The organism is Pseudomonas sp. GW821-FHT03A09 (genome assembly GCF_059421065.1).
On the sequence record NZ_JBWKUX010000009.1, the window covers coordinates 80,257 to 94,504 of the forward strand.

The 14,248-nt window shown below is 61.9% G+C and carries 12 protein-coding genes and 1 pseudogene; 3 read left to right on the plus strand and 10 right to left on the minus strand.

Annotated features, from left to right (window positions below; all coding sequences use genetic code 11):
* Positions 1-5 precede the first annotated feature (5 nt).
* The gene (locus AC07V4_RS17610; protein ID WP_492637829.1) at positions 6-1,415 is read left to right on the plus strand and encodes an MFS transporter; all 1,410 of its coding nucleotides are present in this window, start codon (positions 6-8) and stop codon (positions 1,413-1,415) included.
* A gap of 134 nt (positions 1,416-1,549) precedes the next feature.
* The gene (locus AC07V4_RS17615) at positions 1,550-2,062 is read left to right on the plus strand and encodes a hypothetical protein (protein WP_492637830.1); all 513 of its coding nucleotides are present in this window, start codon (positions 1,550-1,552) and stop codon (positions 2,060-2,062) included.
* Between the two features lie 136 nt (positions 2,063-2,198).
* On the opposite strand, the gene AC07V4_RS17620 is transcribed toward AC07V4_RS17615, so the two are convergent.
* The 3 genes and pseudogenes from AC07V4_RS17620 to AC07V4_RS17630 all read right to left on the minus strand — a co-directional run bounded on the left by AC07V4_RS17620 (position 2,199) and on the right by AC07V4_RS17630 (position 4,555).
* Positions 2,199-2,768 carry a methyl-accepting chemotaxis protein gene (locus AC07V4_RS17620; protein ID WP_492637948.1) on the minus strand — a complete coding sequence of 190 codons (570 nt, stop codon included), beginning with the start codon at positions 2,766-2,768 and terminating at the stop codon, positions 2,199-2,201.
* Positions 2,742-3,563 (minus strand): annotated as a pseudogene (locus AC07V4_RS17625) (PAS domain-containing protein); the annotation flags it as partial. The gene AC07V4_RS17620 and the pseudogene AC07V4_RS17625, both read right to left, overlap by 27 nt.
* Before the next feature lie 122 nt (positions 3,564-3,685).
* Positions 3,686-4,555 carry a LysR family transcriptional regulator gene (locus AC07V4_RS17630; RefSeq protein ID WP_492637831.1) on the minus strand — a complete coding sequence of 290 codons (870 nt, stop codon included), beginning with the start codon at positions 4,553-4,555 and terminating at the stop codon, positions 3,686-3,688.
* Between the two features lie 96 nt (positions 4,556-4,651).
* Here AC07V4_RS17630 and gstA point away from each other — a divergent pair, with 96 nt between their 5' ends.
* Complete coding sequence (gene gstA / locus AC07V4_RS17635) at positions 4,652-5,254, plus strand: glutathione transferase GstA (protein WP_492637832.1); 603 nt, start codon at positions 4,652-4,654, stop codon at positions 5,252-5,254.
* Between the two features lie 122 nt (positions 5,255-5,376).
* Here the strand turns inward: gstA and AC07V4_RS17640 are convergent, their stop codons facing one another.
* The 7 genes from AC07V4_RS17640 to AC07V4_RS17670 all read right to left on the minus strand — a co-directional run bounded on the left by AC07V4_RS17640 (position 5,377) and on the right by AC07V4_RS17670 (position 14,208).
* The gene (locus tag AC07V4_RS17640; protein WP_492637833.1) at positions 5,377-6,771 is read right to left on the minus strand and encodes an aromatic amino acid lyase; all 1,395 of its coding nucleotides are present in this window, start codon (positions 6,769-6,771) and stop codon (positions 5,377-5,379) included.
* Complete coding sequence (locus AC07V4_RS17645; RefSeq protein WP_492637834.1) at positions 6,768-7,772, minus strand: ornithine cyclodeaminase family protein; 1,005 nt, start codon at positions 7,770-7,772, stop codon at positions 6,768-6,770. The genes AC07V4_RS17640 and AC07V4_RS17645 overlap by 4 nt, the downstream gene beginning before the upstream one ends.
* A gap of 2 nt (positions 7,773-7,774) precedes the next feature.
* Positions 7,775-8,701: an aliphatic sulfonate ABC transporter substrate-binding protein gene (locus tag AC07V4_RS17650; RefSeq protein ID WP_492637835.1), complete on the minus strand. Its 927-nt coding sequence runs from the start codon at positions 8,699-8,701 to the stop codon at positions 7,775-7,777.
* A complete protein-coding gene (locus tag AC07V4_RS17655) occupies positions 8,701-9,714 on the minus strand; it encodes an ABC transporter substrate-binding protein (protein WP_492637836.1) in 1,014 nt (337 codons plus the stop codon). Before AC07V4_RS17655 ends, AC07V4_RS17650 begins: the two co-directional genes overlap by 1 nt.
* Before the next feature lie 153 nt (positions 9,715-9,867).
* Positions 9,868-12,498 (minus strand): TonB-dependent receptor domain-containing protein, encoded by a 2,631-nt coding sequence (locus AC07V4_RS17660; protein ID WP_492637837.1) that lies wholly within the window; start codon positions 12,496-12,498, stop codon positions 9,868-9,870.
* 262 nt (positions 12,499-12,760) lie between these two features.
* Positions 12,761-13,702, minus strand: a complete 942-nt coding sequence (locus AC07V4_RS17665; protein ID WP_492637838.1) for a FecR domain-containing protein — start codon at positions 13,700-13,702, stop codon at positions 12,761-12,763.
* The gene (locus AC07V4_RS17670; RefSeq protein ID WP_492637839.1) at positions 13,699-14,208 is read right to left on the minus strand and encodes a sigma-70 family RNA polymerase sigma factor; all 510 of its coding nucleotides are present in this window, start codon (positions 14,206-14,208) and stop codon (positions 13,699-13,701) included. The genes AC07V4_RS17665 and AC07V4_RS17670 overlap by 4 nt, the downstream gene beginning before the upstream one ends.
* Between the last annotated feature and the right edge of the window lie 40 nt (positions 14,209-14,248).

The window sequence follows — 14,248 nt, forward strand, 5'->3', positions numbered from 1 at the left end:
CTCCCATGCTTTCATCCTCCGCCACAGACGGCGTCGATCCAATCCGCGCCGCCCACATCAGCGCACGCATCGACCGCTTGCCTGCCGTAGCCACTGTCTGGCGCCTGGTGGCGTTGCTGTCGATTGGGGGCTTTTTCGAGCTGTATGACTTGTTCCAGACCGCCTACATCAGCCCCGGCTTGATCAAGGACGGCCTGTTTGCCACCGGCAGTGGCGGTGTATTCGGTTTTTCCGACCAGGCCGCGTTCGCCTCGGCCACCTTCCTGGGTCTGTTCCTCGGCGCCAGCCTGCTCAGCCCCATCGCCGACCGCTTCGGGCGGCGGGCGATCTTCACCTTTGCGCTGATCTGGTACACGGTCGCCACCGTGTTGATGGGCATTCAGACATCGGCGCTGGGCATCATCTGCATGCGCTTTCTGGTGGGTATTGGCTTGGGCATCGAACTGGTGACCATCGACGCGTATCTCTCGGAACTGGTGCCCAAGCGCATGCGCAGCTCGGCGTTTGCCTTTGCATTTTTCATCCAGTTCCTGTCAGTGCCCGCGGTGGCCTTGATGTCGTGGTGGCTGGTGCCTCAGGCACCTTTCGGGGTTTCCGGCTGGCGCTGGGTGGTGTTGTCGAGTGCAGTGTTTGCGCTGTTTATCTGGTGGTTGCGCAAGCGCTTGCCGGAGTCACCCCGCTGGCTCGCGCAAAAAGGCCGCTTCAAGGAGGCCAATGCAATCATGGAAAGCTTGGAGGCACGCTGCCAGAAAGATCATGGCAAACCGTTGGATGAGCCCGAGCCCGAAGCGGTCAGCGTGCAAGGCAATGGTCGATTTGCCGACATCTGGCAGCCACCCTATCGGCGCCGCGCGTTGATGCTGATCGTGTTCCACGTATTCCAGGCCATCGGCTTTTTCGGCTTTGGCAACTGGTTGCCGGCGCTGTTGTCGGGTCAAGGTGTCAGCGTGACCCATAGCTTGCTCTACGCCTTCATCATCACCCTCGCCTACCCGCTGGGGCCGCTGCTGTTCGTGAAGGTGGCCAACCGCTTTGAAAACAAATGGCAGATTGTCGGCTCGGCCCTCGGCGCGATGATCTTCGGCAGCCTGTTCGCCCTGCAAACGACGGCGGTGGGGCTGGTGATCTGCGGGGTGATGATCACCTTCTGCAATGCCTGGCTGAGCTTCAGCTATCACTCGTATCAAAGCGAGCTGTTCCCCACCAATATCCGAGCGCGGGCCGTGGGGTTCTGTTATTCGTTCAGCCGCTTGTCCACGGTGTTCAGCAGCCTGTTGATCGGCTTTATCCTCGAACACCTGGGCACGCCGGGGGTGCTGGCGTTCATCGCCAGCAGCATGTTGATCGTGATGATCACCATCAGTTGGTTCGGGCCGCGCACACGTAACCTGGCGCTGGAAAATATCGCCCACTGACGGCAACGGTTGGCCGCCGGCGGGACAATGTTTGCCACGCCGACGGCGCCATCCCCAGTAAAAATGGGCACGTCACACCCGGCACGCTATTTGCTCAACCTGTGGCACACGAACATTTCCACAGGTGACCGATCATGCTGGTTAATAACAACGCCCAAGCCGTGTCGACGATCCAACATATCAAGCGCCCCGACATGGACCCCGCCAACGCTGCCGCCAGCACGCTGTACAGCGGTGCCCTGCAAGCGGCGCAGCAAAGCGTCACGGTGCCGGCCGCGCAAAAGGACTTGGACAAAGCCAACGACCGTATCGATGAAGCCTTCGCCAAGACCCGCGTACAGTTGCAGGCCACCACGGCAGCGACGAGCGCGACCTCGGGTGTGCCGGCCACCGACTCGACCGGCAAAACGGCACGTGAAGATTTTACCGACTACATGAGCAAATCCCCGGCCGAGCGCATTCGCGAACAGTTGCTCAAGGAGCAGGGGTTGACCGAAGCAGATGTGCAGAAGCTGCCGCAGGAAAAACAGGACGCGATTTCCAAGGCCGTGGCTGAACGCCTCAAGCAGCAACAGGATCAGCAGGTAGCGGCAAAAACCACCGACCCGCAGGTGCAGGCGGTGAAAGAAACCCTCGCCGCGATCTAAAAATGTGGGAGGGGGCTTGCTCCCGATAGCGGTGAATCAGCTACAGATGAGTAACCTGACACACTGCAATCGGGGGCAAGCCCCCTCCCACATTGGATCTTCTTTCACATTAGATCTGCCGTGTTCTAGAGATCAGCTACTGCAGTTGCAGGGTGGAATTGAACTGACTGATCGCATCCACCACATGCCGTGAGCCTTCCTGAATCTCCAGGATCACCTGCCCCGCCTCATTCGCCAATTCCACCCCCAGCCCGGTGCGGCTCAAGCTCGATTGCATGCTCGACACCGCGCTCAGCGACAGGTCGTGGTTCTTGCGCACCACATCGACAATCTCCACCGTCGCCTGGCTGGTGCGTGCCGCAAGGCTGCGCACTTCATCAGCCACCACTGCAAACCCGCGTCCGTGCTCGCCAGCCCGCGCCGCTTCAATCGCCGCGTTGAGCGCCAACATATTGGTTTGCTCGGCAATGCTGCGAATGGTTTGCACAATGGCGCCGATAATGTCCGACTGTTTGTTTACTGCGTCGATACTCTGGGCCGCCTGGTTCAGGTCGCTGGAAATCTCTTCGATGATCTGCACGGTTTGCTGCACCACCTCCGAGCCCTTGCGTGCGCAGGCATCGTTTTGCACCGAGGTGGCATGGGCCGAATCGGCGGCGGTGCGCAGGGTGGTGACTTGGTCAGTGATGTCGCTGGCGAACTTCACCACTTTGTACAGGCGGCCGTTGGCGTCGAAGATCGGGTTGTAGGAGGCTTCCAAAAACAGGGTCTTGCCGTATTTGTTTTTGCGCTCGAACCGATGGGAGTGGTATTCGCCACGGTTGAGGGACGCCCAGAACGCCTTGTACGCCGGCGATTCGACCTCGGCGCGATGGCAAAACATGCTGTGGTGCTGGCCGGTGATTTCTTCACGCGTGTACTGCACGGTGCGCAGGAAGTTGTCGTTGGCGTTGAGGATCTGGCCCTGCGGGGTGAACTCGATCACCGCCATGGAGCGGCCGATGGCATCGATCAAGCTCTGGTTCTCGTGTTCATGGTGGACCCGTGCGGAAATATCCGACGCGACCTTGATCACGCTCTGCACCTGGTTGTTGCTGTCCAGCACCGGCATGTAGCTGGCCTCCAGCCAGACTTCCTGGCCGCGCTTGTTCAAGCGCATGAAGGTGCCGCTCAACGCCTCGCCCCGGGCCAGGTCGCGCCACAGCTTGGCGTAGGCTTCAGTGTGGGTAAACGCCTCGTCGCAGAAGATACGGTGATGTTTGCCGCGAATCTCCTCGACGTTGTAGCCCATGGCTTTGCAGAAGTTGTCGTTGGCATCGAGGATCACGCCATTGCGATCGAATTCGATCATCGCCATGGAACGGCTGATGGCGGCGAGTTTGGCGTTGGCTTCGGTCAGGGCATAGGAAAAGCGTTCGATTTCTTGCAGGTCGGATTTGTGATGGCGGTTGAACATGGTCAGATCACCCTTGATTCCCGGCGCCTGGAAGGCGCATTCCATTCATAAGTTGGATATTACTGGTGCACTTTCATGGGGAAATAACCATCCGAAACGCTTTAAATGGCAAACGTCATCAACGGTTCAGGATGAGCATAGACAGGGGTTGGCGCTATGCAAGGCCACTAGTCCGCCAGCATTTTTAACAATGCCTGGGCAGCCGCGGATGGCCCACGATTTGGCGAAACTACCAAAGAGAACTCGCGGTGCACGGGAACGCTGAGCGGCATCACACGCAGCCCATCGCGCTGAACCGGCAGGGTCATTTCCGGCACCAGGGTCACGCCAATGCCCTCGCGCACCAGGCTGAAGGCGCTGCTCCATTCACGCACTTCCACACGGACATCCCGCAACGCCAAACCGGCGTCGGCGCTCAGGCTTCTGGCGTTGGCGGTGCAGCCGCCTGTGGCGAGTACAAAGGGTTGTTCCAACAATTCTGCCAATGTCACGGTGGCACCCGTCGGGCGCTGGGCCAGCTCGTGCTGCGCGGGCACCACCGCCAGCCAATTATCGCGCCCCAGTACCGTGGCATTGCGCTCGGGCTTGGGGTTGAGCACCACGCCCAAGTCGATCAAGTCGGCGTCGAGCAAAGCGTTCACTTCGTTGTCAGTGACTTCCAGAGTGGTGACCTCGATACCGGGGTACAGCCGCTTGAAACGCTGCAACAGCGGGCTCAGAAAGGTATCCAGCACGATGGGGAAGCTGGCAACGCGCAGCGTCCCACGCAACATGGGCTTGGCTTCATCCACGGTGCTACGGATGGTCTGCAGCGCGCTCATCATCACCCGCGCCTGTTCAATCACACTCAGCCCCAGTGCAGTGGGCAGGGTCTTGCGCGGTTCACGGGTAAACAATTGCGCGCCCAGCGTCGCCTCCATGCCGGCCATGGCCTGGCTGGCAGCGGACTGGGTCATGCCCACACACTCGGCGGCGGCGGTGATGCTGCCGTGGTCCGCGACGGCGACCAGCAAGCGCCAGTGCATCAGGTTCATCATGACAGTAGCTGTCCTTATGGCAGGGGTCTGAAGGTTTAATTTTACGCACGGTGCCATGCCCGCGAGACTGGCGCAAATTCAACGGAGTTGTCCCTGATGAAACTGTATTACTTACCCAACGCCTGCTCCCTCGCCTCCCATATTGTATTGCGCGAATTGGCGTTGCCGTTCGAACTGGTGCTGGTCGACAACCAGGCCAAGACCACCGCCCACGGCGAGGACTTCCTGCAGATCAACCCCAAGGGCTATGTGGCCGCGCTGCAACTGGACAACGGCCAGGTACTGACCGAAGCCAGTGCGATCCTGCAATACCTGGCCGACCTCAAATCCGCTGTCGGCCTGGCCCCTGCCAATGGCAGCTGGGAACGCGTACGGTTGCAGGAGTGGCTGAACTTTGTCGCCACCGAAATTCATGGTGGGCTGGCGGTGTTCTTCAACAGCGCAATCCCGGATGAAGTGAAAGCGCTGTTCAAGGCCACGCTGTTCAAGCGCTTTGCGATCCTGGTGCAGACCTTGGAGCGTCAGGATTACCTGCTGGGTTCACAGTTCTCGGTGGCCGATGCCTACCTGTTCGTGGTGCTGCGTTGGGCGGCGTTTCACGACATCGACTTGCGGGAATGGCCGGCGCTGGCTGCGTTTCAACAGCGCGTCAGTGAGCGGCCAGCCGTGACGACTGCACTGGCCACCGAAGCCGCCTGACCTGAAACGCAATTCACTGTGGGAGCTGGCTTGCCTGCGATGGCGGTACACCCGGTACAAAGGTGTTAGATGTCAGACCGCTATCGCAGGCAAGCCAGCTCCCACAATTGATCTTCATTCATTTAGAGAGAAGGGGTCAGGCTGCCATTGCTGATGAAAGCGCTTAACGCCAACACATCCACCGAACCCGAACGGTCCTGTTCCAGATGCGCCACGTTGCGGCGCACCGTCTCATGAATCTGCCGTGCGCCCTTCCCCAGCCGCAGCGGGCCGCGCAGGTCCACGGCCTGCGCGGCGACGATCAACTCGATGCTGGCCACCCACAGCACCCGCTCGGTCAAACGGCGGGTCTTGTCGACCACCGCCAGCGCTTGCCCGGCGTAATCTTCCACGCGATCGGCCACCGGCACACTCACCGCAGGCAATGGGTTGGCCAGATGCCCGATCTCGGCGACCAGGGCCGAGCTGGTGCGTTGCAAGGCTGCCATCCCGACATGCCCCGGCTGGGTGATCAGGAACCGTGGCAAATCGCTGGACGCGGGCGATAACAACTTGGCGATGCGTTCGGCACTGCACGCCGCCAGCCGGCTCAAAGCCAACCCCACCCCTTCGGCAGCCAGTGCCAGATGGGTGCTGTCAAAGTTCGCCGTGGCCAACGCCATCGCTTCTTCGCTGATCAACGCCGGGTTGTCCGCACCACTGCGCAGTTCCAGCTCGACCAACTCATGCAATTGCTGCAACGCCTGTTGCGCCGCGCCTTGTACGACCGTGGCACAGCGAAAGCTCAGCGGGTCCTGCAATCGGCGCGGGTTACCTGCCAGTTCACCGCCCGCAAGCAAGCGCAACAACGCTGCCGACTGCTCGGTTTGCCCCGGTGCCGGTCGCAGGCGCGAAGCCCAGGGCTGGAACGGACTGAGATTGGCCCGATAGCCTTCGCACGACAACGCCAACGCTGCCAGCAGAGCCTCCAACACCTGCTGCACCTCAGCCACCAACAGGGCACCCAGCCCGACGCTGGCAGCATTCGCCGAGACCAGCGCCAGGCCATCCTTGCCGGTCAGCGGTACGGACAATGCCAGGCTCAAGTGCGCCAAGGGCGCCAGGTCACTCTCACCCAATGAGCCCAGCAACGGCACCTCGGGCTCGACACCGGTGTTCAGCAAATCCAGCAGTGCCTGTGCGGCTGCCAGCGAAATACCCGAGCGCCCCTGAGCCAACCCAGCCAAGCGAGTGGCCGTGATGGCACGAATCTCCTGCCGATTGGCCAGGCGCCCGACGCCCACGGCACGGCCCAACGGAATGTTCGCCTGTACGGGGGCAACCGGTGTATCCACCGCCGCGCCCAGGCCGGTGGTCACGCCATAGATGGGCGTGCCTTCAGCCGTCAGTTTCAGCAGCAGCCGGTGACCTGCGTCGATGCGTTGGCGTGCCTGCGCGGTGAAGTCTGCCGGTGTGTCCTGCCGCGCAATCGCCAGCAAGTCCACCAGTGCCAGCCCTTGGGGACCAATAGCAATCATGCCCAACGCAACCGCTGACCAATCCCCAGGCGCCAGGCTTTTTCCAGCAGTGCGTGGCCCAGGGCAATGTCGCTGAGGCTCAAGCCACGGTGCCAGAACAAAATGGTTTCTTCAGGGGTTTCACGACCGTTTTTCAAGCCGGCGACAATCTGCCCAAGTTCGGCGTACAAGGTTTCAGCACTGAGTTTCCCGGCGTCGACGTGGGCGCGCAGTGCGCCAAACATCCCACCCTTGCATTGGCCCCAATCGTCCACCACCAACTTGCTCATGATGTCGGTGAGCGACAGCTCCACCGCGCTCATGGTGCCGTAGGGCACCACGAAAGCGCCGGGCTTGATCCATTCGGTGCGCAACAACGGCGTGGGCTGGTCCAGCCGCGAGGCCTCGACCACGATGTCGGCGCCGCGTACGGTGGCCTCCCAATCCTCGGTGACGATCACCGGCTTGCCCAGGTCGCGACGCAGGCGTTCGGCAAAGGCTTCGCGGCTTTCGCTGCGTCGCGAATGCACGCGGATTTCCTCGAAATCGAACAGATGGTCCAGCAGCCGCACATTCCAGTACGCCGTGCCGCGCGCACCGATATGCGCCAGCACTTTACTGTCGGGCCGGGCCAGGTATTTGGCACCGATGGCGGTGACGGCCCCGGTGCGCATGTCGGTGATCGCCGAGGCGTCGAGGATGGCTTTGGGAATGCCTGTGGCTGGGTCCAACAGGTTGAGGATCGCCAATTCCGAGGGCAGGCTCTTGCGGTAGTTGTCGACAAAATCGCCCACCACCTTGACCCCGGCATAACCGATATCGCCACCGAGCACACCACGCAGCACGTTGAAGTGGCCGTTGATTTCGCCGCCGGGAATCAGGTGGGTGCGCGGCTCGATCACCGCCTCGCCCCGGCCCTGGATCGCCAGGCTGGCTTCGATGGCGGTGAGGATCTCGTCGTTGGTCAGGCCCAGCTCTTCGATGTCCAGGCCGTTGAGAAAGTCGATGTAGATCGGTTGCATGATCAAGGCGCCTTGAACACGATTTGCTGCACATCGACCTTTTTCGGGATCAGGCCGTTGGCGAAGAACAGATCGGCGGTGCGTTGCTGGTTGGCGATATCGACGGCTTCCAGCGGGCGAATCGGCGCGGGCGAACGATGTTCGAAATAGCTGCGGACCACGGCCGGTGGTAGGCCGAGGGTCTTGGCCATCAGTGCGATGCTGTCGTCAGGCTGGTCCAGGGACAGGCGCTGTGCCTTGGCCAGGGTCTGGATGATCGTGGCGACAACGTGCGGGTGTTGCTGGGCGAAGGGCCGGTTGACCACAAAGAAACTCCCGGCCGGGTTGAGGCCCTGACCATCACCCAACACCCGGGCAGAACCGTCGACCACGGCGGCGGAGTAGTACGGGTCCCACACCACCCAGGCGTCGACCTTGCCTTGCTCGAACGCGGCGCGGCCGTCGGAGGGTGACAGGTACACCACATTCACATCCTTCCACTGCAAGCCGGCGCGCAGCAGGCTTTTCAAGAACAGGTTGTGGGCGCTGGAACCCTTGAGCAGCGCTACGCGCTTGCCCTTGAGTTCGGCCACGCTCTGAATCGCACTGGCCTTGGGCACTAGCACTGCTTCCGTCTTGCCTTCATTGGGTTCGACGGCGAAGTACTGCAGATCGATGCCGGCGGCCTGGGCGAAGATCGGCGGAATGTCGCCGATATTGCCGATATCCAGGCTGCCGCCGTTCAGCGCTTCGATCAGCGGTGGACCGCCGAGGAACTCGACCCACTGCACTTGGGTGCCAGGCAATGCGGCTTCGAAAAGCTTGTGTTCACGGGCCAGCACCATGCTCACCGAGCTTTTCTGGTAACCGATACGCAGGGTGGACGGTTCGGCTGCCAGCACTTGGCCGGCCACCAGCGAAAGGACGAGGGTAGCGAGGATCTTCAGCATCACAGCGCTCCCTTGACCTTGACCGCCACGTCCGCCGGTACCCACGCTTGCCAGACCTGTGGCTGTTCTTTAAGGAACGCCAGCGCGACTTGGCGTGGCTGTTCCCGTTTCTCGCTCATCTGCGCCAGCGTGGTGTTGAGCAAGTCGATCGGCAAGTCGACTTTTTCAAAGAAACTCACCAGTTGCGGGTACTGCGCCTTGAACGGCGCCGACACGCCAATTGCCAGGTGCGCAGGCAGCGAACGGGTGCCGATGGGGTGCGGATTGTTGGCGTCGGCCAGGGTCTTCCAGGCTTCGGCGTTGAACGGCGGCTCTTCCAGTTTGATCAGCTTGAAGCGCCCCAGCAGTGGCGTGGGCGACCAGTAGTAGAACAACACCGGTTTGCCACGACGCACCGATGACGCCACCTCGGCATCCAGCGCAGCGCCGGAGCCGGTACGGAAGTTGACGAAGGTGTCGGTCAAGCCGTACGCCTTGAGCTTCTGACTGTTGACGATTTCCGAGGTCCAGCCAGTGGGGCTGTTGAGGAAGCGGCCGCGGCTCGGGTCTTCGGGGTCGCGGAACACATCCTTGTAGCGCGGTAGGTCGGTCACCGACTTGAGATCCGGCGCCAGGGGTTTGATGCCGCGTGCCGCGTCCCCCTTGATCACGTATTCCGGCACCCACCAGCCTTCGGTGGCGCCTTTGACGGTATCGCCCAGGCCAAACACTTTGCCTTCGTTTTCCGCCTTGACCCACGCCGGACTGCGCCCGGCCCACTCTTCACCTATCACTTGGATATCGTCCTTGGCCAGGGCGGCTTCCAGGCTCACGGTGCTGCCGGGCAAGGTGTCGGTGGGCAGGTCGTAGCCTTTCTCGACGATCAGGCGCAACACCTCGGTGATCAGGCTCCCGCTTTCCCAGGTGATATCGCCGAAGTGAATCGGTTTGACCGCTTCGGCGGCGGGAGCTTGCTGGGCCACAAGGGCCAGTGTCAGTAGCGAGCCACCGAGCAGACTTTTTAGTTTTTTCATGCAGAACCTCATGGTGAATCAATTTCAAAAACACAGGAGATCCAGTGCGGGAGGGGGCTTGCCCCCGAAAGCAGTGGGTCAGCCAAAGCTGCTCCACCTGAACCACCGCCATCGGGGGCAAGCCCCCTCCCACATGTGATCTACGCCATGCACTTAAAAGTCATAACTGAGCCGTGTGTAATAGAACGCCCCTTCCGGCGCGGTCGGTGACAGGTAGCTGTATTGCTGGCCCGGGGTCTGGCGCAGGCGGCTGTTGAAGTCGTCGGGCTTGCTGTCGAACAGGTTGTTCACGCCCACGGAGACGCGCAGTTGTTTGGTGAACGCGTAGTTCACGTCCAGGTCGGTGGTCCATTGCGCACTGAAGGTCTGGTCGTACTGGGCGTTGGCTTCGGCGGCCGCGTACTTGCGGTACTTGCCGTAGCGGGTTTCGTTGAGGGCGATGGTCCATTGGTTGAGCGTGTGCACGGCGCCGAACACCAGCTTGTCTTCGGGGTAGCCATGCTCGATAAAGCCACGGGCTTCGCGGGTCAGCACTTCGAAACCGTTGGGGTTTTCGTGGACCTTCTCAATCGTGGTGCGGGCCTTGGTATACCCGGCCGACAGCACCAGGCCACCGAACTGCGCCAGGTCCAGGTTGTACTTGCCGACGATGTCGACGCCGCGGGTACGGGTGTCGGCGGCGTTGGTCATGAACTGCGCCCAGGAGTACTGGCCGTAGCCGGCGTTGGTGAGAATCTGCTCGGCCAACGGCCCGGAGATGCCACCGCTGAACAGCAACCGGTCGCGGATCGTTATCTGGTAGGCGTCGATGGTCAGCGAAGCATTTTCAGCCGGTCGCAGCACCAGGCCCAACGAGTAGTTGGTGGACTTTTCCGGCTTGAGCGGCTGCGCGCCGAGGGCCCGGGCGGCCGGGTTGTCGGCCGGCAGCATGCGGGTCAACACCGGATTGCCATTGGCGTCGAGGTTGGTGGTGGTGGTCCACGAGGTGCCGATCTGTCCCAGGCTGGGAGCGTGGTAAGCGTTGTTGATCGTACCGCGCAAGGCCACTTGCGGGGTGAAGTCATAACGCGCCGAGAGCTTGCCGGTGGTGGCCGAACCGAAGTCCGAGTAATGCTCGGTACGCCCGGCCACGCCCACTTGCAGCTTATCGGTGACTTGGTTCTCCAAGCCGAAATACACGCCGCCCACGTCACGCTTGAAGGTGCCGGCATCGTCCGGGGTCAGGCCAGAGGCTTGCACCGCACCCACTTGCACGCCATCGATGCCACCAAAGGAATACGAGCTGTAGTCACCGGCTTCCAGGCGATATTGTTCGTGCCGGTAGGCCACTCCGGCCGAGACGGTCAGCGGGTGGCTGGACCAGTTCACGTCCAGGTCCTTGGCGTAATCGAGGGTAAGGTTGGTCTGGTCGTTGACCAGCGTGGCGACGTTGAACTTGGTCGGGCTGTTGGCGCCGTAGCTCGGGTTGACGGTGTTGAAGGCCAATTCATCGTGCTCGTCGCGGCCATAGGTGGCGCTCAGGTCGAAGCGGCCGATGCTCTCGTCTTCATACCGGGTGCCCACGGTGATGGCGCCGTCTTCATAGCGGTAGCGGTATTTGGGAATGGTGCCGTTGGGGTAGATCGAGGCCACGTTGTTCGGGCTGCTGGCCAGCAACGGCGGGGTGTTGTTCACCGAGGTGTCCTGGCCAAACGTCGCAAAACTGTAGAGGCGCCACTGATCGTTCAGGCCGATTTCGGCGTTGGCCGCCAGGTTGTATTTGTCGCGCCCGGCACCGCCCCAGCGCGGGTCTTGGACCCGGCCGTCGGCCACGTATTTATCACCGATATCGTCGGGTTTGTTGTTGAGGGTATTGAAGCTCAGGGTCAGGAAGCCATCGCCCGGCAGGCCCACGCCGTACCAGCCATCGGTGGTCTTGCTGAAGCCATCGCCCTGGGCGTATTTGCCCAGTTGGGTATTGATGCCGCCACCGCTGTCGCGCTCCTTGAGCACAATGTTGACCACACCGGCCACCGCGTCGGAGCCGTACTGCGCGGAGGCGCCATCGCGCAGCACTTCGACGTGGTCGATGGCGCTGATGGGAATCATGTCCAGGTCCACCGGCTGGGCGCCAATGAACGGCACGCCGCCGGAGATATTCACCACCGCCGAAGTGTGCCGGCGCTTGCCGTTGATCAACACCAAGGTCTGGTCGGGTGACAGGCCGCGCAGTGAAGCCCCCTTGGGATCTTGCCCGCGCGTGGCGCTGTTGTTCTGTGGAAAGTTGAACGACGGCAGCAACTGGAACAGCGCCTGGTTGAGGCTAGTGGCGCCGGTTTGCTTGAGTTCTTCGGCGTTGATCACATCCACCGGGGCGCTGCTGGTCAGGGCGGTGGCGTTGCTGCGGCGGGTGCCAATGGCGACCACACGGTCGAGGGTCGGCGCCTGGGCGGCGCTGGTTTGTGCCTTCACATTACTGCCGGCCTGGGTGCCCTCCTTGATGATGAATGCACCGTCCGGGCTGACTTGCACGCGCAAACCCGTCCCCTTGAGCGCGGCGTCTACCGCTTGTTGCGCCGACAGCGAACCGTCGACCTGCGCCGAGGAGTACTGACCCAACTGCGGCGTAAAAGAGATCACCTGACCGCTTTGGCGACTGATGTTGAGCAGTACCTCATCCAGCGGACCAGGGGCGATGTGGTAGACCTGGCGCGCCTCTTCGGCGCTGGCGGCAAATGAGAAAAACAGGCTGGCCAACGGCACCAGGGCAAAGGTTCGAAGCGGCACACGGTTGAACTGATTCACTTTGGCTCCCCCCAAGGAAACTCCTGAACGCTGCTCCCCGCAGCGCTTACGGGAGGGATGTGGGCTGGCGAGGGGAAAACTTGCAGACCGTTTGGTTATGTCCTTAGAACCCACACTTGAGCCTGAAGCGGTCACCCAATCAGTGTGGGAGCTGGCTTGCCTGCGATGCGAGCCATTCGGTTCTCCAGGCAAACCGAGTCGATCCCTTCGCAGCCTCGCTAACGCTCGACAGCTCCCACATTTGACCGAGTGACCGCCCCCTTCACGCTGCATTGACGGTCACCCACAGGCCGGTGCGGCGGGTGATGTGGATCGGCAAGGTGCGCGCCAGGGTGTCGAGGATTTGCCCAGGGTTGTCCAAGCGGTAGAGGCCACTGACGCGCAACCCGGCCACGGCGGGGTCCAGGCGCAGCACGCCATTATGGTAGGGACGCAGGGCGTCGATGACTTCGGCCAGCGGGCGGTCGCGCACTTGCAGGAAGCCGTCGACCCAGGCCGTGGCGCCGGCAGCACTGGTTAGCACCGGGCCGAACCCCGTACGGTCATAAAGCACTTGATGACCGGCGGCCAGTTGCAGGTGTTCACCGTTGTGGCGGTTGATGGCCACTGCACCATTGAGCGCAACGACCTGGCCCTGCCCTTCCCGCTCACGCACCAGCAAGCGATTGCCATAGGCGTGCAGGCGCGCCTGGTCGGTCTGGATCAGAAAAGGTCGGTGACGGTCGCCAGCGACGTTGGCCAGCACCTCGCCTTCGCGCAGGCGCACCAGGCGTTGTTGCGGGTCGAACTGGATATCCGCCGCACTTTGCGCGTTGAACAACAACGCACTGCCATCGGTCAACGTGACGCTGCGCCGCTCGGCGGTGCCGGTGCGGATATCCGCGGTTAGTTCGGAGAGCCCTAGGGGCTTGGCCAACAGCGTCGCGCCCAAGACCACGCCGGCCCCCGCCAGCGCGACCTGCAACACCTGGCGGCGGCTGGACGGTGCCTCCTGCAGTGTCCGGTGCAAGACCTGGCCGCTGACGCCTTGAGCCTGGGGAATCTGAAACACGCCCAAGCGCGTTTCCAATTGCAGGCACAACGCATCATGGCGTGGGTCGGCTGCACGCCACTGGTGGTAGCGCTGCCAATCCACCGCACTCGCCTGGCCGGAACGCAACAGCACGTACCAACGTGTGGCACTGTCGATCAGTTCGTCATTCATTCCAGACACAGCCGCAAACAACGGTTGAAGGCACGGGCCATGTAGTCGCTGACCGAACGCTGGGAAATCCCCAGTTCGGCGGCGATCTCCGGATAGGTCAGGCCATTGAGTTGGGACAACAGGAAGGTCGCCTTGACCTTGGCCGGCAAGCCGTCGAGTAACTGGTCGATGGTTTGCAAGGCTTCGATCATTTGCGCCAAGTCTTCGGGGGACGGCGTGCTGCACGCTTCGTCGTGGTCCAGGGCGTCGAGGTAGGCGCGTTCCAGGTCGCGGCGGCGCCACAGTTGATACATCAGACGTTGGGCAATGGTGGTGAGCAATGCACGGGGTTGGCGGATCGGCACCACACCCGGCGCGCCCAGCAGTTGGACGAAGGTGTCGGCAGCGATGTCTTCGGCGTGTGCACGGGAGTCGAGATGGCGGTGCAGGCGGCTGCACAGCCAGTCGTAATGACTGCGGAACAATCCGCCCACGTAATCGCTGTGAGAAGTGTCGGCGCCGGACATAGTGGCTCCATTTGAGTAGGTTGCGCGTTATGTCCGGTGT

What these genes read in the sequence shown, in the direction of transcription:
- AC07V4_RS17670 (WP_492637839.1), bottom strand. Translation starts at nt 14,208, where the DNA reads ATGTCCGGCGCCGACACTTCTCACAGCGATTACGTGGGCGGATTGTTC.
- AC07V4_RS17655 (WP_492637836.1), bottom strand. Translation starts at nt 9,714, where the DNA reads ATGAAAAAACTAAAAAGTCTGCTCGGTGGCTCGCTACTGACACTGGCC.
- AC07V4_RS17645 (WP_492637834.1), bottom strand. Translation starts at nt 7,772, where the DNA reads ATGCAACCGATCTACATCGACTTTCTCAACGGCCTGGACATCGAAGAG.
- AC07V4_RS17615 (WP_492637830.1), top strand. Translation starts at nt 1,550, where the DNA reads ATGCTGGTTAATAACAACGCCCAAGCCGTGTCGACGATCCAACATATC.
- AC07V4_RS17640 (WP_492637833.1), bottom strand. Translation starts at nt 6,771, where the DNA reads ATGATTGCTATTGGTCCCCAAGGGCTGGCACTGGTGGACTTGCTGGCG.
- AC07V4_RS17665 (WP_492637838.1), bottom strand. Translation starts at nt 13,702, where the DNA reads ATGAATGACGAACTGATCGACAGTGCCACACGTTGGTACGTGCTGTTG.
- AC07V4_RS17650 (WP_492637835.1), bottom strand. Translation starts at nt 8,701, where the DNA reads ATGCTGAAGATCCTCGCTACCCTCGTCCTTTCGCTGGTGGCCGGCCAA.
- AC07V4_RS17630 (WP_492637831.1), bottom strand. Translation starts at nt 4,555, where the DNA reads ATGATGAACCTGATGCACTGGCGCTTGCTGGTCGCCGTCGCGGACCAC.
- AC07V4_RS17610 (WP_492637829.1), top strand. Translation starts at nt 6, where the DNA reads ATGCTTTCATCCTCCGCCACAGACGGCGTCGATCCAATCCGCGCCGCC.
- gstA (WP_492637832.1), top strand. Translation starts at nt 4,652, where the DNA reads ATGAAACTGTATTACTTACCCAACGCCTGCTCCCTCGCCTCCCATATT.